We start from the raw sequence: 21,127 nt of genomic DNA, 5'->3' as shown, positions 1-21,127 counted from the left end.
GTGATTTATTTCTCTTATTCAGTAATAAAAAATACCACAATACAGGAAGTGAAAAAATTAAACGAACCCAGTGAATTAGATGAAAAGCGTAAGTTTCCTGAATAATGATTATATTTCCTCAGATAAGAGATTTTATTTTCTATCAATGCCCCTTGAAAAATCACTAAGTACTTTCTTTGAGCGCGAAGTTGGGTAAAATACAATAAATGTAATTTTTGACAAGGGTAACACTATCATAATTACCTGTGTTACTCAGGATAAAGGCAAATTCCCGAAAAAGCAGAACGAGAGATGGTTTTTGGGATATCTTTTTAAGAATCTAAATCAACTAATTATGATTTTTTCAGATAACCATTGGAGTATTAAAAATGCCTGATAAAGACTCATTAAACCGATATATAGCTAAAATCCAATCAAATAAACAAAATAACATTCAATTCAGTGATATGCGGATGGATATGTTAAACTGTAAAATAATACTAAAGAATTTAAATGCAAAATATTCTGATATGAATGCTCACCCTACTATTATAACTGCACGTGAGTTTGCTAACTCTATAAATGAATTAAACAATTTAAAGAGTAATGAACACAAGAGGTTTGTGATTAACTCTGATAATGGTGGGGTGCATTTTGCCGCAGCTAATGTTTTTAAAGATATGAATGATAATATTTCTATCATTTTTGTTGATTCAAGCCGCGGAAAAAATCAGTTTATTTTTTTCATATTAAATTTCAGACTTAAGGATGTTTCTAACATAAAAACTCTTTATATTTATAACCAAATACAAAATAGTGATGCGGATTGCTTACTTTTTTCACTTCATTTTTTGAAAAAGATGCATAAATATAGTGATCACTTTGTAAAGCTTCATCAAGATATTTTTAATGATAAAGTAGAATTTATTAGAGAAAATCATGCACCTTATGCTCCAGAACTGGGTGATGATTCATTAAAGACGGCTCGGGTTGTATTTTTCGATCAAGCAATAAAATTATTACCTATTGATTTTTTTAAACATGCACAGTCAATGAGCCTAATGAATACTTATAATGATTACTTCAAAAGTCATTCTGTTGAAATAAATAAGGATATGAAAGCAAATAAACAGCCAGGAGGAAGAGAGACATTGATAGACAGATATAAGCGCCATGAAGTGACCCGTACGATTAACGAAAAGGAACGTACCTACAGTAACTCTATTGAAGAAAAAAGGCTTAGTCTTGCTGAGACTGCGCTGCGTTGGCTCGATGAGTCATGAATAAAAACATTAAATTATATCAGTAACATTATAACCTTTCATCTTTCGAGTCGCCCTTCGAGATAGAAATTGTTTTTGGCTGTCACAAGTCCAAATTTCAAGCGGGACTTATATCCAATAAAGCCAATTTCACCCCAGAGGGGCGTACTAAAATCCCTAAAAACAAGTCCCTGCCACTTCTGCTACTGTAAAACCTAAAAACCAATAAGGCAGAGCCAAAACTTGTTGCTGACCACCTCCACAGGAGGTGGTTTTCAGTTAAGAATAAAAACGATTGGAATCTCTATAAAAAAGAATAACACCATTTTAGCCAATCACCGGCGAATACTTCTGTTTCAGCCCATCAGATTTATGCGCCGTGTTGCGTATTGCACTAGCGTTCTCCGGGGTGCCGGTATTGTGATGGGTATGGGCAGCGGTCAGTTCAGCCAGTTCCTTGACCACATCCAGCGTGTCTAACATCAGTGTCATAACATTGATTTGCTGGCTGCCGACCCAAACCACGGGCGCAACTATCTCTTGCTTAACTCCGGCGATGCTTTGGCGAAGCAGGCCGATTTTTTCTATCAGCTTTTGCCCCACGTCGATATTGGCATCTTTTCCCACACAGGCGAGGTAATTTGAGGAGGCCGCCAGACTGTAATCACCATCAGCCACTTGCTGAATCGCACCCGCCAGTAGGGTCGATGTGCCTAACACCGTTGTTTTATCGGTGGCCTGGACCGTGGTTTCCCGTGCTACCACGGTGCGGGTTTCTGTGTCGGCCCTGACTTCACGGTGCATGGACGATTCATTAATAGTCTGGTCGGTCTGACGTATCCAGCTTCCTTCCTGCGTCACGCGCTGTGAGACTTCCGCCCTCTGCTGCTGCAACTGTTCACCGGGCTTGATATCGGGCAGCGTGTTGCCCTGACTTAAGGTCTGGCGAATAAACGGCTTATCTGGTCGGCCTCCTTCGAAAGCAATTTCAACTATCGTGCCGAGGGGCGGATATTGAAACATACCCGATTCACCGCCTGCCATCGGCAAAGGCAGCGGCACAGCACGATAAACCGGGGCGGCGGCATCCTTGCCGTTATTATCCAGCAATTGCACATCAACCGCATAGCGCGGGCGGAACGGGTCGGAGATATCGCCGCTGGCCGTACTTTCGGTGTGCGCCTCAATACGGGCAAATTTCGGTAAATGCAGCCCGGCTGATAATTCCGGGTAGGCGGCATCAATCTGGCGCTGGGCGGGAGTTTTGCTTTCCTGCCGGCCTTTGGGTAACCATGTGATGGTCATATTTTCATTATTCAGATTGACCTTACTCAGCCGTTGCTGATTAACTACAAAACCCGGTCGCAGGGATTGGATCATCGGAATGGTCATGGTATTACCCGCCGACTGATTCTGGCTGAATTCATTGGGGATCTCGACAGACTTTCCGGCAAACATCGAATGCACCCAACTACCCAGATAAACCGAACCATCCGGTAACTGATGCCAGATATAGTCTTCAATAGCAAAGACCAGTCCCAGATTCGCCAGCAATTGGTAACCCGTACCATTGTGAGTGTAGTGTGGAATAGGTTTATCTGTATAAGGCGCATCCGGTAGGGTGAAAGTTAGCCCGCTGTGTTCCTGCAACCAGTCCGTAATCTGCCGCAAAGTCGGATGCTGAAACGAACAAGGCCACTGATGATCAAACACGCCTACCAGTTCACGCACAAATAAGCGTTGATAACCATTCTGTGCGGGTTGCGAACGTTCCACATAACCCGTAAACCAACGTAGCACTAAATCCGGGTAACCCACATCCAGACGGACAAGTTTTCCAGTGTAATCGGTGGTTGTTTCAGCCGTGATAAAACCACGGCCACAAGATGACAACTCCAGCATGATATTGGCGTCAACCAAATGAATTTCATCGCCGGAGAGATAAAGTCGGCTAATCGGTGTCATTATTTGGCTGGTCCTATCCAATCATTAATCGGCTTCAATACATAACGTTCAAACCAGCTTAATTCTTCTGGTTCTTCCTTGATTACACCTCCGCCCTGTTTTGTTTGTTTCTTAACCTGAATATTACTGGCTGCGCGAGAATCACGTTTCTCCGCTACAGACAAGTGCTCCCGCAAGGTAAAAGTGACCTGCCATGCCTGCTTACCGTCCACCTTGCTGGCATCAATCGTGCCCGTAAATGTGCCAATACGGAAGTTAATGGCCTGCGCGGTCAGATTAGCCACCCGGTAGCGTTTCAGGTTGCCGTTCTCTTTCGCTTCTGCCAGCGCAAACAAGCGCGACAGGGTTTTCTGTTCGGTAAAGGGGATAATCCCCGTGATACGCAGCTCTTTCGGCTTGATGCCCTGTTCGGCGACAGCGGTACTGGATGACTGCCCGCTTTGATCTTGATCCTGAAACATCACGGACGGCGTGACGGTCAGGCTTTTTAACGGAATGGCCTCGCCATCAAGGGCGAGGGTGATAATCTGGCTCATGGTTTAGCATCCTTTCTAATGAACTGAGGTCATTCCCGACAAACAACGTTGCCAGCGTATAAACGGCGTCCGGCTCCGGGATATTTTTGCGCATTTTCTCCGCCAATAGTGTGCCATTGCCTTTTCCGGTAAATACCCAGACGCTGGCCGTTTTGCCCAGAGCTCCATTCAGGGCATCACTGACCTGCTGCAAGGCGTTTTGTCTGGCGGCGGTAAAACCTGTTAACTGGGATTTTAACCCCGCCAAACTGCTGTCTGCGCTGGCCTGTGCTTTGGCCTGTGCAATCAACCGGGCATTGGCCGCTAAACGGCTGGTTGCCGTTGATAGGGGCTGCGGCTGTGGCAGCCCGCCGCCCTGTTTGCCCGGCAATTGCATTTTGGTGGTAGCCAGACTGCCCGCGGTTTTTGCCATGCGTGTGACCTGCGAAAAGACCGGCAATGGCAACACCGATGAAAATTGCGTGAGATGCTGCATAAATTCATCGTGGGTTTTGGCACAAACCATCAACACAAGGGCATTCAGATTACCTGCGCCCGTGAGTTTATTTGACAGGTAATGAATGGCGTTCGTCGGGCTTAAGTAACTGCCGCTGTCGGCCTGCTGCCCGACCCCGTAGAGAAACGGGTGTACGGGCACGATGGCGGCGGATATCCCCGACAAATTCGGGGATAATTGCAGGATTTTACACTGCCAGTGCATTATTCGGGTTTCTCCGGCCAGTCAATATCAGGTGATGTTGAACAATCCACCCGATTGAGTAACACCCGGTAAAGCCGCCATTTAGCTAATGTGGACTCCTCCTTCTCTGTCGCAATGCCCAAATCAAGTGCATCCTGACATATGCCAATATTCTCTGCCGCTTTCTTTAACAATCGCCGTTTTTCGAACTCGGCCTTTTCTTGCAATTCCTCAGGCGTTGGCGGCGGTATCTCCTTCAATATCGGTAAACCATCAACGCCAGCCACAATTAATTTACCGTTTTTCTGTCCTGCAAATATCTCCCGGTATAGCGCATCACTGACAGGTTTCAAATCATCAGGATAAGCGCCAGCCCCTCGTGATTCAGGAGGCCTATAGAAAAAACCGTTTATTGAGGCGCTATAAAAATAATCGCTGCTGGCTGACTTCGTTTTATTATCTTTCATCTTGTAACTCATCATTATTTCCCTATCGCCCACCATGCAATTGAAAAGCTACCTACCTTACCTTCGTCATTTTTTGTCGCTGCAAAAAATTCCGCCTGGCTGATTGGGTAACCGAACGCATTATCTATACGCCATCCTTGCGATGAAGTGTTGGTGACAAATACCGCGAAACATTTCTCGTCAAACGCACGTGGAAAATTAAAATTCCGGTTACTGCTAGACTCTATCCCCCACTGCATAATCAGCCCTGTTGATTCGTCTTTTAACCAACCATTATCACCTAATACTCCTGAACTTTTTTTGGCATAATGCTTATCAATCCAGTGACTAAGAAACCCTCCCCACGTACTGCCTGAAATATCCCCCCACGGCGTTAACACCGCGTCACCGGCATAGAGCATCTTCTCTGCACGAATGTCTCCTTTCGTTGCAATAAGACCACTACGAGTATTGAGAAAAATACGCGTTTTTTGATCAATCGACGCTTTAAAGCCAATACCAAACCAAGATAGAATTTCAAGGTTATTACCTTCGAAACTGGCATCATCAACAGCCCCTGAACGCATCCCATTGCGTTCACCATATCCCAGACTAAAAAGAGACTCTGAAAACACCTGCGGGGCACTGATAGCACCGTTAATGTTACCTCCCGTGCGCTTATCCAATGAATTTTGTGCACGCTCGACAGTGTCAGATAAGCCAAGATTGTTAACAAACGCATTCCTGTCAGGAATGTCTGCCCCATTCAGGTGCATCGCCAACCGATTATTTGCATTGTCGTTAACAGCCTGTAGTGCCGGATTCGTCGCATAATCGCCTTTGTGTTGTTTCTCATTCAGGCCGTTGGATAATTCTGATTTCGTCGCATAGTCTTGCTGAACTTTGCCCAATGTTTTTTGCAAGTCAGCAATATCACGATCACTCAATGCACCTTTAGGACGCAAATCAATCACATTCCCGTTATCATCAATACTCGCAACCGCAAACACATAATGCGGATATCCTGTCGCATCCACATAATTTTTCAGCTCATTGGAAACAGTAATTTTCACTACGGTTTTCCACTGGCTCACCAGATTGCCCTGATAGCTAAAATCGGCATACACACGGGTATTGCGCATAGAATTCAAGGTCTGGTCAAACTCCAGTACCCCACGCAACCCTCCGACATAAGCCAGCCCTTTTTTCACCAGATACTTTTCACCCTGACGCACCACGGCAAAACCATCGTCAAAAAACGCTGCTTCACCGTAGCTGTCGGTATTTATCAGGCGCTGCATTTCATCCATGCCCGATAAACGTGCGGTAAAATCAATCTGCCATGTTTCCGCGGTCGTCGTGATGGCGGTCTCTACAGCCGCGCCAGCAAATTCCAGCAAGAACGAGCGGGTTAAGACGTTGCCCTGCAACCCATTGGCAGTTTTGATTTTCTTCTGGGTTGGCGCATGGGTGATCATGCCAATCACACCGGAAGTCTTATTTATCAGGCCAATCCAGTTAAAATCAAAGTTGCCCACTTCCGTGCCCAGTGTGACGCTGTAAGCCACGGCGTTCTCACTGGCCAGCCCCGTTTTATTCACCGCCTGACGATGGACAATATATTGCGCTGCGGGCAGTGGCTCACTGCGGCTAATCGCCTGAGACAGATCTAAATCCGGCACATTGGCAAAGACAAATTCATCCAGCACCACTGCATTTCCGGCAGCAACCTGCTGGGCCTTCCATTTTTCAAAATCGACAGTAATCACTGAAGACATACTATTTCCTTATAATGAAGCACCGTAAGTGACATTCGGTGCGGTATTTTCCTTGAGGCTGGCATTGTCACAGACGGCAACGCCCGCGATATGACCGACCCTTAACAATAACGGCTGGATTGGCATCGCCGCGTGATAACAGCAATAGTCTGCGCCCACGCTCCCCACACGCATCAGTAACTGATTTTTAGCGATCACTTCAAACCGATAGCGGCGGCAGGTGCGGCCATATTGCCGGATGATATTCATCAGCAAATCCGGGTTAGCGGCTATCTGTCCGTCGCTGAGGCGCAGGATAATCACATCCCAGTCAATGTCGGGCTGGCGCTCCAGCATTTCCACATAACCCACCCCCAGCCGTTCAAAGATGGCAATAAATCCCGCGATGCTGCCTGCGTCTCTGGCGTTGATAAAGGCGTACTTCACCCGCTTGCGAAACAGCGGCAACGGTTCGCCGTTAAAGCGCTGGATATCCCGCTGACAGGCCAGTACTGACAACAGCGCCTCAGTACAGGTTTCCGCATCCAGTTGGGCCAGTGGCCATGTCAGCCAGTCATAAACCTGTGACCAGAATGCCCGCGCGGCGTGCAGTAATTTGGCAGGCTCGCCCTTGTTCATCCATGACGGCAACGCCAGCCGGGCAAGACGTTCCCTGAACTCAGCCATTTTTCACCTCCACGATGAGCGCTTGCAGACGCGGCACACTCAGTTCACTGAGAATATCGCCCAGTGAAAAGGTCAGTGATCCCACCTCACTGAACTCACGGTGAATTTCCCGCCCCAGATTTGAAAAAGAAAAACGCGAATAGGGCCATGTTTTCTTCACCGGATAATCGGTGTTTTCCCGAAAGGCGCAGCGAACAAGGTTCCCCACATCGGTTTTCAGGCGGGTGATTTGTTCCGGGCTGTAATTCGCCAGATTTTCCACAAACAGTGTGACGGTCAATGCGTGCTGCGTTTCCGGCATTGGCAGGCACTGCATATCATCCCCGTGCCCGTGATGCCCCTGATTAGTGATGTAATCGTTCACCGCGTCAATAAACGGCTGGCTGATTACGCCCGAATCCAGCAACAGATACGCATTGGCGGTGCCTGCCCCACGGGGTGCATCATGCAGAAAGAAAATACGGTCAATGCTTAATCCTGCCACGGCGGCAATCATACCCCGGTAAACAGCGTCAGTATGATAATTGCCAACCAAGTTATACTGGTTGCGGCAACGGTCGCGTAATTCATCGTCGGATTCCGCATCCGCGCCGGGCGTTAACAGCCAGCCTTCTTCATTTTGTACCCGCTCAATGCCGGACACCGCCACAGGCAACAGCCGAAAATAACCGGGCGCAAGGTTAAATGCGCCGCCTGCGGCCTCGGCAGTTACAGGCAACAACGCACTGCTGACACCCTCCGCGATGACCACACTTTCCGTGGTGCTGACACGATAGATTTCACCATTAATGCGCTCGGTCTGGATAACCGTTCCTGCGGGCACGGTGACAGCCGATGCGCCCGCCGCTTTATAAAACCGGAGCACCCCCTGTGCGGCAGAAGCAGGTTTACGTTTCAGGTTGACGCCCCACGCGAACATATCCAGCCATGTGCCCGATGCCGTCGCCAGATACATGTTTTTCAGCGTGACGTTGATTAATGCTTCTTTCAGCCACAGTACCGGGCGCGTGACAATCGTGCTAATCAGCCGCCAGAACGGGGACATGCGCGAGGTGTTGGTCACCAGCCCGGCTTCATCCACAACCTGCGCAAATGCCTGGCTGATTTCGGTTTCCGTGGTCGGCATCCCGCTGTCACGCAGTACCTTTTCATAATCCATCGTTGGTTTAGTGTCCATTTCCCACACTCACATTAATACGGCCAAAATCGTAGGTTTCCGCCGTGATCCATAATTTGGTCGGTAATTCTTCATTGATGCTGACGGTGCCCGGAATAATCCGCTCATCATTTTCGATTAGGATCACCATCTGAGTCTGAATATCTGCACGTAATGTCGGACTGCGTTCAGCAATTAAATTTGTTGCCAGACCACTTTCAATAATTGCGTGAACACAATCCTGTCCAATAGAGACCCGGTTATTACAGAAATGCGGTTCATTCCCTGAATTGAGCGTGAAATCACGCTCATTAATTAATAAATCAACATATTTAAGCTCATCCATAGGCCACTTGTTCCCATTCCGTAAATTGATCCGGCGTCATGCCATTGGAAACATTGAATGTCACACTTTCAATGCGGCGGCTGTTATCATTAATAGTCTGTGAATTATTCGCTACTTCACTCATCATGCCATTTCTATTAATGCCCAGTTTTTTTCCGCCTGTTAATACGCCTTCACTTTCCAACGGATTAACTGATTGCACAGTCTGAGGCATAATTTGCTGAGATATAGTTTGGGATTGTCCCTGCAACATATTATTGGGCTGAGTTATCAACTTTTGAGTATTTTTCCCTACTCCCATATTGGAAGCCGTTGTTTTTTCCATTGGATCATTAACCATTTCCCCAATTACTTTGGCTCCAATAGATCCAATTTCGAAACCGGGAATAAAACTTAATATGTCTCCAAGGCCAGAAAACATATCGGACAGTGAAAAATTACTGAATAAATTACACAGATTATTCCAGCCATCAATAACCCAATCGAAGAATGCTCCAAAAGCATTTCCAACCGACTTCACAACAAACACCAATATACTAAATGCCTCTGTATCCATAATCGCTGCTTTGATTTCATCCCAATTCTGAATCAGCTTATAAATGCCATAAGCTAGCAACGCGATAGCAGCGATAATCAATAATACTGGCCAACTCATAAAATTAAATGCCATCCCTGCCAAAATAGCTGCCCCACGGATAACCAGCAATGTACCCTGTAATATTCTCAGAGCGACACTAAATGCTATGATAGCCGCGTTATAAAGCCATACTGCCACAGTGCCCAATTTCGTGATCATGGTAAAACCTGCCATGATCCCTCTCAGGCCAATCAGGATAAATTTAGAAACTCCCATCACGATATTAGCTACTGCCCCCACAACGGCAAAGTTCATAATCGCAAGCGTGATATATCCAACCCAACGAGCGATATTGGGGAACAATTTCATCCAACGAACTAATATCTGACTGGTATCCGCGAGCCAATTAACCAAAGGTTTTATAACCGGCAACAATGCTGAACCAATTAGAATATGAAGATTCTCCCAGATTGCCTGTAACCGCTGCCACGGATCTGCCATCTGCGCCGCCATTTCACGGGTACGCTCCATTCCATCATTTGCACCTAGCGCAGCCATGTTCTTGTTTAACACATCAACATCGTTGAAAAGTGCTTTGACCACCACAGCAGAGTCGCCAAATGCTGCTTCAATCTCAGCCTGAGCTTTCAGATTACCTTCAATGCTTGTGCCATATTTGGCCTGTAGTTTTTCCAGCATTTCCGGCATGGAAAGCATCTGGCCGGAAGCATTAACAAAACTCAGTCCCAGACTTTTCGCGCCACCCGTTGCAACCGATAAAAACGCCTCATAAGCGCGGCTGGCATCGCCTCCCAACGTACCCTGTAACTGCCCCAATACAGCCAACTGTTCATCTATCCCCACACCAAAATCTGTCCCTGCTTTACGGGTATTTTCCAGCAGCTGTGTCACTTCGGGCATACTGGTGCCAAATGTCTGCGCCATAAAGACAGCTTTGCCTGATAGTTCTTCAGCAAACTGAAGATGCCCCACAGACTCAGCATGATCTGAGAACAGGTCAAACATTTTCCCCATATAGTTCGCCGCATCCGTTGAGCTGGTTTTCAGAGCAACGGCGGTGATATTGGCAATTTTGGTCATCTGGGGCAATTCCGTTTGCTCCAGTCCCGGTATGGCCCTGTTAATTTCCGTCGCTGATTTCACAAACTCAATGGCTGATTTGCCATATTGTGAGCTAAATGTCACAGAATCTTTGGCGATTTTTGCCATAACGCTGCTATCAATTCCCTGTAATGAGGCTGATTGCAGGGCATCCTCCATTTGAATGGCTGGCTCAAGGAAGCTATGCGTTGACCAGAACGAGTCAGCTATTGTTTTCCCACCCGCCGAAATTTTGCCAAATGCCTTTTGTGATTCTTCAGCAACGCCAGAGACTGCATTTTTTATACGATCAAGTGGTTCTGTAACCCTATTGATTAAATTTAATATAAAATCAAGCTGACTCATGGCTCACCTTTTAATGCCAATGCAATTCCATTTGCAGTTGCAATACGCGTATATTCCCAATATCGATTATCTAACCAAATTGCACGGGCTAAATTTTCCGTATCATCATTTTCATTTGGTAAATAATGACGACGCAAAGTTAAGGCTTGCTCGAATAAGCTATTGTCGATAGCCTTAACCCGTGCATTTAGTTTTTTATTTCAATTTCCAGTTTAGGTGCATATTCAGAATTGATTTTTTCAACCAACTGCATTGCTGCACCCGGAATTTGTAACAGTTCATCAAGAGCAGGTTTAGAAGCAGACTGAACAATACGACGCAAATAAGTAACAATCGGCACAATTTTATTGTCCATTGTCATATCATTAATCATGTTATTGTAAGCGACAATATTTGGCTCAAATTTAATTTCATTTCCGCCAACCAGTAAAGTAATAATTTTATTTTCTTTGGTCATGATTTAATTCCTTTATTTTATCCATTAACACAATTAATTTTTTGATAAACATCGTCCCTGATGTCATGATTAGCCCTATTACACGAATGTAATAAAGATCTTTTCATGTCCTTCCATGAATATTTATTTTTAGCCTATCAGATTACGGGTCAATTCTGCTTCCAGATAGGGAATACCATTAATACGGACAAAATCAGGTGATGTGACAACAAATTTAATTTTATGTGTCATCACACTGCCGCCTTTAGGGTCAACATCCAGAATATCACTCACGATCAGTTTGCAACCGTAAGCTTCAACTTTCATTTCCTCATTACCTGCTTTGGCGTACCACATCAGATCAACAGGCTGAATACCCCGCCACGAACCCGCAGCACGTGCTTTGGCTGTAACGATATCCAAATACTTAGTGCTGAGCTCAATTTCCCCTTCTGCTGTTACATCACCGGAGATATAACCATCCGGTACGCCCTGTGTTTGGGCGGCGGCTGTATTATCAGTAACGGACAGACTGACCTTTTCCGCATGAACCAGATCCCCATCCATATTAAAATCGACCGACTGGCCGGAAATACGCTGGCTCATTTAATTCCCTCCCAAATCCAGCAACAAACTCGCCGTGATCCCTTTCGGGCATTCGTAAGTGCGAATAGTGATATAAATTTCTACCGTGTTTTTATTGCGCCATGTGATAACAATGTCACCATCCTGAGGTGATTTCACTTCCCCCGGAAATGTCACACCGTTAATTTCTGTACTACGAGACATTTCACGTAAAGTACGGGCAAAATACGCCTGATGCGTTGCGATGCTGCCCGGTGTACTGTTCAGGCTGCGATCAGCAATTTTAGCGATAGCCTGCAAACGAATACGGCGCGCGACCTTATCCACAACACGCAGATTTTCGATACTCTGGTAATCTCCGCCTTCCACATCCAATGTGCGGCCATCTGACCAATACATACCATCGTAATCGGGATACCACATTGGCACACTGAAACGTAATTTTTCCAATGCTTGTAGTGTTGCTAAATCAATCGGCTTCCCTGCCCCATCAAGCGGAAAATCTGTTGTTCCCAGATCCATCAATGGCCCTGTCTGGACTCGTGCCGGGCTGTCTGCCACCGTGACGGCACGATTACACAAACGGCCCGCTAATACCCCCGCTTCATTGCCCCACAGAGACGGCACTAATTGGATCGATGAAACGGCTTCTCCTTTTTGCAGATCAGACAGACGAGTAACATAATCCGACCAGGTTTCTTTCGGCTGTGTTCCTTCAACAGCCAAAATAGCCCACTGCCAACGCCCAAACTTAGCAATGGTATTTGCCCGCAAAGTCTGCGCAGCCTTGATAATGGCTTTAGTCGCACCGACTGTCAGCACATATCCTTCTACACTGGCAACACGCTGTGCTGCTGTCACCACCTCAACAAAGGCCAGTTCATCTGCCGATTCCGGCAAAACATGGACATACCCAGACCAGTTTTGTCCTGCGTTTGCCATCGCCGCCAGTACATTACGTTTCAGAGCGGTATCTGTTGTTCCCAATACAGAATCAAAATCCGTCTGAGTATTTACAGAGATCGTTTTGCCTGTGTTGGTTTTTCCCGTCCCAACAAAGAGCAATACGCGCTCTATTTCCTTGGTTTCGCCTTGCAGTTGGTTAACTTGGTTAACCTGCACATGTGGCCACATAATTTATTCCTTTATTTATGTTTTCCTTGTTCAAGGTTGCAGATGTGTTTTGCAATTCCTTGAATCAACCCATTAATCATTATCAGATTTACCCAACTGGCGTTCCTGACTCATCCACAATATGAATAACATCATTTTCAGCAAACCAGATTTCAGGGGTTGCCAGCAGCCAGCGCTTACCATCAAAGGGGACAATACCGTTTTTATCCTCACGCATAATCACAGGCTCTGACAGTGATAACGACACCACGATAACAGCAGTTTCTTCATTCACTTTGACAGTCATAGTTGGGTATTCCTGTCCCTGATTACGATCCCTCAATTCATCATTTTGCTCTGTCAGCCAGGCGTTGATTAACAGTGAGATATATCGGGGATCATATTCCCTGTGTGGAAAACTCTCCCACTTAATCACTGCTTTATATTTCTGGATAAACATCTGGTATTGTCCCAACCCTAAATCCCGTTGAGCCTGAATAAAGCGGATTTCTCCCGTTTCACAGGTAAATTCCGTTTTACACATGAATTCTGGTAGGTTTTCCCGTAAAAATGTGGTTAATTGCTGTAACTTATTCATTTCATACATATCGCTTTCAGTTTCAATCCTTGCCTTCTTTACGGGTAAAAAACTACGGGTAAAAAGCCACTTTAGCTCATAAGCGGGTGGCAATCCTTCGCCGATGCGCTCTCACACATAATCCCTTCCGTTTGAATCAAATGTATTATTGCGGATCTATTAAAATGCTGCGAAGGGTTTAGTTCTGATAAATTCGGATATGACTCAATAGCCGATTCAAATCGAAATAATCTGCAATTTAAGGTGCTTCTTTATTGATGGCCTGATTCCCCATAGCGTGATTGTCCGATAAAACAGTTATTGATGATTAAACAGCCAAACAAAATAGAGATGAGATGTAAGTATGAAGAAATTGAGGATATTTGACTGAAGTGATAGGGGTGACTGAATTCACCCCATGGGTGTGGTTCGATAAAATGTGATTTTATATCAAGTAACAGAGCTGACTTTCAACAAATCTAATGCTGCCTGGCGTTGTTGTGGATTGAGGTTATTGATCACAGTCTGCAACAATTTATCGCCAGTTTTAGCGCTAGGGCTTAAGGTATGCGAAAAAGTCAGATTCATGACGAATCGATAACCACATTCAATGTCAGAACACATACAGTAAAGATCGGCAATTTCAGGGTGCTTTCGATTGGTCTTACTGATGGCAGCCTTGGCACCACATTCAGGGCAAATAATCTTTAATACACGCATCTTATTATTTCCAATGAATTTATTTTCAGAGATTTTAACTTGTTGCGTAATTTTACCCCGAATGTGTGTATTCTTATTTAATAGGGGTATGTGATATCACTGATACATTAGATGCTCTCCAATTCCAGCCACAGCAATGCATCACCGGGGCTGACCTGATGCCCCGGCTGGCAACTGATGCGCTTGATACGCCCAGATTGTGGTGCATAAATAACCAGCTCCATCTTCATAGCTTCTACAATGATCAGCGGCTGTCTTTTTGTCACTTCATCACCTGGCTTGACTAATATTTTCCAGATATTTCCATTCATATCCGCACTGACTTGTACTCCACTTTCATTGATATCAACCTCCTTAGGTTGTTTTTCAATGTTCAGAACAGAGCTTTCCCCCTCCTGTTGCCAATGTTTTATTTCTGTTTCGAAAGCCACTGTCTGTCGTTGCTTGAAACGGGCAATATCTTCGGCATTTTCTTGCAAAAATCGCAGGTGTTCAGCAAAGTCAAACTGAGTTTCTTCAATACGGATAGCAGTACGTCCTTCTCGAAAATCTTCGCGCAACTGCCCCAACTCTTGCTCACTGACGGGATAAAAACGTATTTGATCGAAAAAACGCAGCAACCACGGTTTATCTTTAGCAAACTGTTCGTTCTTCAGAAATTTGTTCCAAATAGGCAAAGTTCGTCCCACCAGCTGATAACCACCAGGGGAATCCATGCCATATATACACATGTACATACCACCAATACCCACGGTTCCTTCTGCGGTAAAGGTTCGTGCCGGATTGTATTTCGAACTTAACAAGCGATGTCTGGGATCGATTGGAACCGCACACGGTGCCCCCAGGTATACATCTCCCAGACCAAGGATCAGGTAACTGGCATCGAATATAATATGGCGCACGGTTTCTCGATCCGGCAGTCCATTAATGCGCTGAATAAAATCAACGTTATTAGGTAACCAAGGCGCACGGGTACGCACAGTATCCTGATAACGACTTACAGCCCCAAGTGTTGCACTGTCTTCAAATGCCATCGGCAAATGTATAATGCGTGATGGTACTTTCATCGCACTGACATCACCCAGTTGCTCTTCTAAAGACAGTAATAAAGCCACAAGTCTCTGTTGATCAATTTGCTGATTGTCATAACGGACTTGCAGGGAGCGTACACCCGGAGCAATCTCTTTGATCCCCGCCTCTGCTAAATCATGTAGTTTATCCATCAGCAGGTGGACTCGCAGACGTAATGCCAGATCCAGAACATTCTCGCCATATTCAATCAAAATATAGCTGTCACCCGCCTGACGGTAAACAACGGCTGGCGCAGAATCAGTGGCTGCAATTGCTGCCAGTACAGCGCCACACCTTTCCTCTTCAGATACTGATAGCGGTGTGTCTGATACTGCTGTTTGATTAGGTAACGGGACTGATTTCAGCGTAGTAATGGCACGATTTTGCTGTTCTTCCAGAGCGGCAGCTTCCTCAATAGTAATGGAGTAGAACCGGATGCGATCCCCCGGTCTTACCTGCCCGACTTTCCACAGTTCAGCTTTAGCTATGGTTACCGGACAAACAAAGCCGCCAAGGCTAGGCCCGTCACGGGTGAGGATCACAGGGAAGTCCCCGGTAAAATTGATGGAACCTATGGCATATTCGCAATCATGGATATTTGAAGGATGCAAACCCGCTTCACCGCCATCGTGACGACCCCAGACAGGCTTCGGACCCATCAAGCGCACACCTAAACGATTCGAGTTGTAATGTACCTGCCATTCACTGGAAAAAAACTCATCCATGTAGTTCTGTGCAAAAAAATCTGGTGCGCTATGCGGCCCATGAAGTACCCCGATGTGCCATTTTTCGCCATAGACAGGGATTAACGCGGGGTCAAGTGCCTGTGGGGTACTTACAGGTGCTGGTGTTGTACAGGCAGGTAATGACGGTTGTGAGATCGGAAGCATATCGGCAATTTTTAAGGTACGGCCAGCATGCCCGCCAAATTGTCCAAGCGCAAAGGTGGAGCGACTTGCGAGGTAGCAAGGCACATCAAAACCATTTCTGACAGCAAGGTATGTCCGGCAGCCAGATTGTGTGCGACCAAACGCCAGAACTTGTCCGGTTTTGACATGCAGTGGCTGCCAATAAAGCACGGCTTTCCCGTCTAACAGAGCCGGACAGTCTGCCCCGGTCAGTGCAATTAACGTGTCGCAATGAAACTGTAACGTTGGCCCCGCTAACGTAATCTCCAACCCGGCGGCAGATTCATGATTACCGACAATACGGTTAGCCAGCCGGAAAGCAAAGTCATCCATCGGGCCGGATGGTGGTACACCTATATCCCAATACCCCAGTCGACCGGGATAATCCTGAATACTGCTCCAGGTTCCCGGCTGCAATACCTCAATAATATTTGCGTGTGGCTCGAAGTTGTCGAGCATCCGAGTCCAGACCTGCCCTTTTTGGAATGGTTCGCTGGCTGTAATCTGACGCAGATATTCCAGATTGGTTGTAATACCGTGCAATTGGCAACAATCTAATGCCTCTCGCAGTTTGTTCAGTGCCTTATCGCGGTTTTCTCCATAAACGATCATTTTGGCAATCATCGGATCGTAAAATGCAGAAACTTCACTGCCCGTACTCACACCACTATCAATACGTACACCTTCAATATGTACATCATCAGGAAATTTAACTTCCGTCAGTACGCCCGGACTGGGCTGAAAATTCTTCAACGGATTTTCTGCATACAGGCGAACTTCAATCGCGGTGCCGACTGGTGCACGTTTTAGATACTGCCAATTAACTGGCAGATCAGCAGCAACCCGTAACATACATTCCACTAAATCGAGCCCGGTTACACATTCAGTTACAGGATGTTCAACTTGCAGACGGGTATTGACTTCAAGGAAATAGAACTCATCCTGTTCAACATCGTAAATGTACTCTACCGTACCTGCACTGCGATAATTGACTGACTTGCCCAGTTGTACTGCGGAAGCCAGTAGCTTAGTGCGGATCTGTTCTGACAGGTTAGGAGCAGGCGCTTCCTCTACAACTTTTTGATTGCGACGCTGCAAAGAACAATCACGCTCTCCCAGTGCCACTACATTGCCTTTGCCATCACCAAATATCTGTACTTCAATATGACGAGCCTGTCTGATACATCGTTCCAGAAATACACCAGCATCACTGAAAAACTGCTCCCCCAAATGACGTACACTCTCCCATGCCTGACGCAGTTCATTGGCATCATCACAGTGGCTAAGGCCGATGCCTCCACCACCGGCTGTACTTTTCAGCATGACGGGATATCCGATAACCTCAGCCGCACTGAGTGCTTCATTCAGTGAGTTAAGCAGCCCCGTTCCCGGTGTCATCGGTACACCCGCTTCTGCGGCCAATTCACGGGCCCGATGTTTCAGACCAAATTCACCAATTTGCTGCGATGTCGGGCCAACAAAGACGATACCTGCTTTTTCACACGCTTCTGCAAACAGCACACTTTCAGACAAAAAACCATACCCCGGCCAGATAGCTTCTGCACGACTCTGCCGCGCGGCATTAATAATTTTATCGATGCACAAGTAACTCTCACAGGCTTTTCCCCCATTTAGCGGCAATGCAATATCTGCCGCTTTGACATGTTGTGAATTTTTATCTGCATCTGAATACACCGCCACACTAACAATACCAAGGCGTTTCAGAGTGCGGATCGCACGGCAGGCAATTTCACCACGGTTAGCGATCAATACAGTCTTAAACATCTGCCACCTCCTGACTGATGATCCAATTACGCCAGCCACCAAATTCAGTGATATCAGTTGCACCATTCAGTGCTGTCGGTTCACAGATAAAACCTTTTACCCATCGGCCATCGGCTAACTCCAGTGAACCGATACCAAGTGGAGGAGGAACTTCAGCAACAAATGCACCAAAATAGGCCAATGGGATATCCCAAAGCTCAATACTTATCGCAGCACCTTCAGCATTACGCACTAATCCGGGTTTAGCGGGTTGGGTATTGGCGAGCGCATAAAGCCGATAACAACTGGTTGTCTGAGTGGTTTCAACAAATACGGCCTTACGATCAGTTAATTGGTAATTCAGTGGCATGCCCCGAAGATGGGCACCAACCACTGCTACACGAATATGCTGCTCTGACCGCGATAATTCTGCTCTATCTCCAGCAAATGTTTTTCCTGTTGCTTCAAGAGGTAATGCCCCAAGAGGTAATGCAAGGTGCTGTTGCCAACGGAGCCCGAATGATGCAAGCGCACGATCATGCCAGGCAGGCGCGAGTAAGGTAATACCCGCTGGCAGCCCATCAGCCCGGAAAGGTGCAGGTAAAGCGAGTGCGGAGAGATCTGCCAGATTGGTAAAATTGGTATAAGTGCCAAATTCTGAGTTATAGCGAATCGGTTCCTGTTTAATTTCTTCAATGGTTCTGATTGTTGGTGTGGTCGGAACGACAAGAGCATCAAACTTAGTCAGCGTCTGTTGGATCTCCCGTGCCAATTCTGCCCGCAGATATTCCGCCTTAAATGCTTCGGCAGCACTGTAATTCCCACCACTGGCTATAATTTGGTGTACCACTGGATCCATTTTTTCCGGGAAATTTAGCATTTCTCCAACTACAGCCGTGCGTTCAGCAACCCATGCTCCCTGATAGAGTTGTTCGGCCAGTTGTTTGAACGCTGAGAAGTCAATGGGATGCAGTGTGACGCCGATGGCTTGCAGCTCGTCCAAAGCATCCAGCCATGCAGCTTCGGCAATGGAGTCATTACAAAATGTAGGATTCTCAGGGATGGCAAAGAGGGGATTATCCGGTAATGTTGCAGGGGCAGAAGCCGGGTTGATGCGGGAATAAACATCATTTTTGTCAAATCCACCAGCAAGACAGGCGATATTGAAAGCATCTTCCACGGCCAGAGCAAAAACAGACAAGGTATCGTTGAGCCGACAGGCAGGTACAACGCCTTTTCCAGAAAGCCAGCCTTTGGTCGGTTTTAAGCCAACAATATTATTGAAACCCGCGGGCACCCGCCCAGAACCTGCGGTATCTGTTCCAAGTGCAAATGGCACCAATCCTCTGGCGACTACAGATGCAGAGCCAGAGCTGGAACCTCCGCTGACATAACTTGCATTGAAACTGTTTTTTACTGCACCAAAAGGCGAACGGGTTCCGACTAATCCGGTAGCAAACTGATCCAGATTTGTTTTTCCGACAACGATTGCTCCTGCCGCTTTTAATCTGGCAACCACAGTAGCGTCATCAGCAGCGATATATTCAAAGGCCGGGCAAGCAGCAGTGGTCGGCCAGTCAGCAACATCAATGTTGTCCTTAACAGCAAACGGAATGCCAAACAAAGGAAATGCGTCAGGATTACGCTGATAAGCAGGCAGAAGTTGGTCAATCTGAATTTGTAATTGCGCCGGAGTCGCAAGATAGATCCAGGCATTATCATCCGGCAAAAAAGAATCCAGATGCTGTTGCAATAATGCAGAAATGGATGTTGCATTTTGTCGTATCCGGTCCTGCCAATCTTTTAAGGTATAACCTGTCATTGGTGCCATGCTGTGAAACTCCAATTAGTATGATTGGAGTTTCACAGCAATACGCATGCCAAATAATATATGTACTAATATTCAAACTATTAGCTTAAACAAGTGTGTTAGCAAACAACGATTTGCACAATAATGGTTCATGCGTTGAACAATAATGGTGCTTATTTTCAGTTCAGGCTATTAACAATAAAAAATTAGAGATTCATCATTAGCAATAGAATATTTGGTGATTGCTGTTAACGGCTATGAATAAGAAAACGACGTTATAATGGCTCATTTTTTATATGTGAATATTAATGCGGATTCTTATTTCCTGTATCTAATTGTTATTAAATAATATTTTAAATATGAGTGATGGGAAAGTTGGTTAGCAACCTGAATGCTTACATTTTAGTTTTATTTTAATTAATAATTAATAATTATATCAAAAACTACATAATGAAAACTGGTGAAGTAATATTTAATTTATCAATTAAATAATGAAAATTACCGAAATTTTATATCTAAATAAAATAACCAATATCAGAATTTGAGAAAACAGTCTGTAACAATTAATAAATATTGAGACAAGTTCTTAATCTGCCTAATTTAAAAATCACAGGGAAACATAAGAGCTACAGTCTATAAGCCGAATTTTTATTATGACCTATCTGTAGATAGCAGTAATAAATTCGAGGTATGTAATGCACAGAAAATAACCAACAGGCTGCTAAAAGAAGAGTAATTGTAGCGACGTGATAATAATTTATTTAATATAGCCTTTTAAAAATGGAAACATTACTTGTGAGACACTCACACTTAGCAAGAGGAAATAGAATGAAAACCGCATCCAAGATTTTAATCAGTCTGGCTTGTGTTGCTATGCTCGCGGGTTGTGCCCGTACAGCGCCAATATTAACTCCGCAAACAACAATTGTGACAAAAAGTTCATTGTCTACAGTGAAAAAAGCTATCCTGGAAGCGGGTAAAAAAACGTAAATGGGCAATGACTGAAGTCTCACCTGGTGTTATTGATGGTTACCTGAAGAGTCGTGCTCATGATGTACAAATACGCATTAACTACACTGAAAAAAATTATTCTATCAATTATGTTAATAGTCGTAAGATGATGGAAAGAAAAGGAAATATTCACCGTAATTATAACCGCTGGGTCAACAATCTGGATAAAGACATTCAATTAAATTTAGCTTTACTGTCTAATCAGTAAACTTCTATTTCAGAGCCTATTCTGGTCAATCACAACCCCTTGATGAGATAGGCTTTAATCCTATAAT

General features: G+C 45.4%; 18 protein-coding genes and 1 pseudogene. 2 read left to right on the top strand and 17 right to left on the bottom strand.

Annotated features, from left to right (window positions below; genetic code table 11):
- Nucleotides 1-368: 368 nt before the first annotated feature.
- Nucleotides 369-1,262, top strand: coding sequence for a YopJ family acetyltransferase (locus BDD26_RS02955; protein ID WP_038261639.1), 894 nt, complete (start codon nt 369-371; stop codon nt 1,260-1,262).
- Between the two features lie 306 nt (nt 1,263-1,568).
- On the opposite strand, the gene BDD26_RS02950 is transcribed toward BDD26_RS02955, so the two are convergent.
- From BDD26_RS02950 to atzF, 17 genes are all read right to left on the bottom strand, one after another.
- Entirely contained in the window at nt 1,569-3,206 is a 1,638-nt protein-coding gene (locus BDD26_RS02950) for a type VI secretion system Vgr family protein (protein WP_115825497.1), read from the bottom strand.
- Nucleotides 3,206-3,742, bottom strand: coding sequence for a baseplate complex protein (locus tag BDD26_RS02945; RefSeq protein ID WP_115825496.1), 537 nt, complete (start codon nt 3,740-3,742; stop codon nt 3,206-3,208). Before BDD26_RS02945 ends, BDD26_RS02950 begins: the two co-directional genes overlap by 1 nt.
- Nucleotides 3,714-4,442 carry a hypothetical protein gene (locus BDD26_RS02940; protein ID WP_115825495.1) on the bottom strand — a complete coding sequence of 243 codons (729 nt, stop codon included), beginning with the start codon at nt 4,440-4,442 and terminating at the stop codon, nt 3,714-3,716. The genes BDD26_RS02945 and BDD26_RS02940 overlap by 29 nt, the downstream gene beginning before the upstream one ends.
- Nucleotides 4,442-4,888 (bottom strand): tail fiber assembly protein, encoded by a 447-nt coding sequence (locus BDD26_RS02935; RefSeq protein ID WP_170140362.1) that lies wholly within the window; start codon nt 4,886-4,888, stop codon nt 4,442-4,444. Before BDD26_RS02935 ends, BDD26_RS02940 begins: the two co-directional genes overlap by 1 nt.
- A 14-nt stretch (nt 4,889-4,902) precedes the next feature.
- Nucleotides 4,903-6,645 (bottom strand): phage tail-collar fiber domain-containing protein, encoded by a 1,743-nt coding sequence (locus BDD26_RS19435; protein WP_170140361.1) that lies wholly within the window; start codon nt 6,643-6,645, stop codon nt 4,903-4,905.
- 9 nt (nt 6,646-6,654) lie between these two features.
- Nucleotides 6,655-7,311 (bottom strand): phage tail protein, encoded by a 657-nt coding sequence (locus BDD26_RS02925; RefSeq protein ID WP_115825493.1) that lies wholly within the window; start codon nt 7,309-7,311, stop codon nt 6,655-6,657.
- Entirely contained in the window at nt 7,304-8,488 is a 1,185-nt protein-coding gene (locus BDD26_RS02920; RefSeq protein ID WP_115825492.1) for a baseplate J/gp47 family protein, read from the bottom strand. Before BDD26_RS02920 ends, BDD26_RS02925 begins: the two co-directional genes overlap by 8 nt.
- Nucleotides 8,478-8,813: a DUF2590 family protein gene (locus BDD26_RS02915; RefSeq protein WP_038261656.1), complete on the bottom strand. Its 336-nt coding sequence runs from the start codon at nt 8,811-8,813 to the stop codon at nt 8,478-8,480. The genes BDD26_RS02920 and BDD26_RS02915 overlap by 11 nt, the downstream gene beginning before the upstream one ends.
- Nucleotides 8,806-10,857: a phage tail tape measure protein gene (locus BDD26_RS02910; RefSeq protein ID WP_115825491.1), complete on the bottom strand. Its 2,052-nt coding sequence runs from the start codon at nt 10,855-10,857 to the stop codon at nt 8,806-8,808. Before BDD26_RS02910 ends, BDD26_RS02915 begins: the two co-directional genes overlap by 8 nt.
- Nucleotides 10,854-10,994 carry a DUF6890 family protein gene (locus BDD26_RS19430; RefSeq protein WP_169923060.1) on the bottom strand — a complete coding sequence of 47 codons (141 nt, stop codon included), beginning with the start codon at nt 10,992-10,994 and terminating at the stop codon, nt 10,854-10,856. Before BDD26_RS19430 ends, BDD26_RS02910 begins: the two co-directional genes overlap by 4 nt.
- A gap of 50 nt (nt 10,995-11,044) precedes the next feature.
- The gene (locus tag BDD26_RS02905) at nt 11,045-11,314 is read right to left on the bottom strand and encodes a putative phage tail assembly chaperone (RefSeq protein ID WP_115825490.1); all 270 of its coding nucleotides are present in this window, start codon (nt 11,312-11,314) and stop codon (nt 11,045-11,047) included.
- Between the two features lie 129 nt (nt 11,315-11,443).
- A complete protein-coding gene (locus BDD26_RS02900) occupies nt 11,444-11,899 on the bottom strand; it encodes a DUF2597 family protein (protein WP_038266791.1) in 456 nt (151 codons plus the stop codon).
- Nucleotides 11,900-13,015: a DUF2586 domain-containing protein gene (locus BDD26_RS02895; RefSeq protein WP_176551363.1), complete on the bottom strand. Its 1,116-nt coding sequence runs from the start codon at nt 13,013-13,015 to the stop codon at nt 11,900-11,902.
- A gap of 85 nt (nt 13,016-13,100) precedes the next feature.
- The gene (locus BDD26_RS02890) at nt 13,101-13,598 is read right to left on the bottom strand and encodes a phage tail protein (RefSeq protein WP_244922632.1); all 498 of its coding nucleotides are present in this window, start codon (nt 13,596-13,598) and stop codon (nt 13,101-13,103) included.
- A 420-nt stretch (nt 13,599-14,018) separates the two neighbouring features.
- A complete protein-coding gene (locus BDD26_RS02885; RefSeq protein ID WP_038266798.1) occupies nt 14,019-14,288 on the bottom strand; it encodes an Ogr/Delta-like zinc finger protein in 270 nt (89 codons plus the stop codon).
- 107 nt (nt 14,289-14,395) lie between these two features.
- Entirely contained in the window at nt 14,396-18,052 is a 3,657-nt protein-coding gene (uca, locus tag BDD26_RS02880; protein WP_115825489.1) for an urea carboxylase, read from the bottom strand.
- Complete coding sequence (gene atzF, locus BDD26_RS02875) at nt 18,045-19,862, bottom strand: allophanate hydrolase (protein WP_115825488.1); 1,818 nt, start codon at nt 19,860-19,862, stop codon at nt 18,045-18,047. The genes uca and atzF overlap by 8 nt, the downstream gene beginning before the upstream one ends.
- An 807-nt stretch (nt 19,863-20,669) precedes the next feature.
- Here atzF and BDD26_RS02870 point away from each other — a divergent pair.
- Nucleotides 20,670-21,060 (top strand): annotated as a pseudogene (locus tag BDD26_RS02870) (hypothetical protein).
- The last annotated feature ends 67 nt before the right edge of the window (nt 21,061-21,127 follow it).

The sequence above is a fragment of the Xenorhabdus cabanillasii genome (assembly GCF_003386665.1).
GTDB lineage: Bacteria > Pseudomonadota > Gammaproteobacteria > Enterobacterales > Enterobacteriaceae > Xenorhabdus > Xenorhabdus cabanillasii.
This window is presented reverse-complemented; position numbering and strand designations above follow the sequence as displayed.

Coding starts and splice junctions, on each gene's coding strand:
- BDD26_RS02955 (WP_038261639.1), top strand. CDS start 369: ATGCCTGATAAAGACTCATTAAACCGATATATAGCTAAAATCCAATCA.
- BDD26_RS02950 (WP_115825497.1), bottom strand. CDS start 3,206: ATGACACCGATTAGCCGACTTTATCTCTCCGGCGATGAAATTCATTTG.
- BDD26_RS02945 (WP_115825496.1), bottom strand. CDS start 3,742: ATGAGCCAGATTATCACCCTCGCCCTTGATGGCGAGGCCATTCCGTTA.
- BDD26_RS02940 (WP_115825495.1), bottom strand. CDS start 4,442: ATGCACTGGCAGTGTAAAATCCTGCAATTATCCCCGAATTTGTCGGGG.
- BDD26_RS02935 (WP_170140362.1), bottom strand. CDS start 4,888: ATGAAAGATAATAAAACGAAGTCAGCCAGCAGCGATTATTTTTATAGC.
- BDD26_RS19435 (WP_170140361.1), bottom strand. CDS start 6,645: ATGTCTTCAGTGATTACTGTCGATTTTGAAAAATGGAAGGCCCAGCAG.
- BDD26_RS02925 (WP_115825493.1), bottom strand. CDS start 7,311: ATGGCTGAGTTCAGGGAACGTCTTGCCCGGCTGGCGTTGCCGTCATGG.
- BDD26_RS02920 (WP_115825492.1), bottom strand. CDS start 8,488: ATGGACACTAAACCAACGATGGATTATGAAAAGGTACTGCGTGACAGC.
- BDD26_RS02915 (WP_038261656.1), bottom strand. CDS start 8,813: ATGGATGAGCTTAAATATGTTGATTTATTAATTAATGAGCGTGATTTC.
- BDD26_RS02910 (WP_115825491.1), bottom strand. CDS start 10,857: ATGAGTCAGCTTGATTTTATATTAAATTTAATCAATAGGGTTACAGAA.
- BDD26_RS02905 (WP_115825490.1), bottom strand. CDS start 11,314: ATGACCAAAGAAAATAAAATTATTACTTTACTGGTTGGCGGAAATGAA.
- BDD26_RS02900 (WP_038266791.1), bottom strand. CDS start 11,899: ATGAGCCAGCGTATTTCCGGCCAGTCGGTCGATTTTAATATGGATGGG.
- BDD26_RS02890 (WP_244922632.1), bottom strand. CDS start 13,598: ATGTATGAAATGAATAAGTTACAGCAATTAACCACATTTTTACGGGAA.
- BDD26_RS02885 (WP_038266798.1), bottom strand. CDS start 14,288: ATGCGTGTATTAAAGATTATTTGCCCTGAATGTGGTGCCAAGGCTGCC.
- uca (WP_115825489.1), bottom strand. CDS start 18,052: ATGTTTAAGACTGTATTGATCGCTAACCGTGGTGAAATTGCCTGCCGT.
- atzF (WP_115825488.1), bottom strand. CDS start 19,862: ATGGCACCAATGACAGGTTATACCTTAAAAGATTGGCAGGACCGGATA.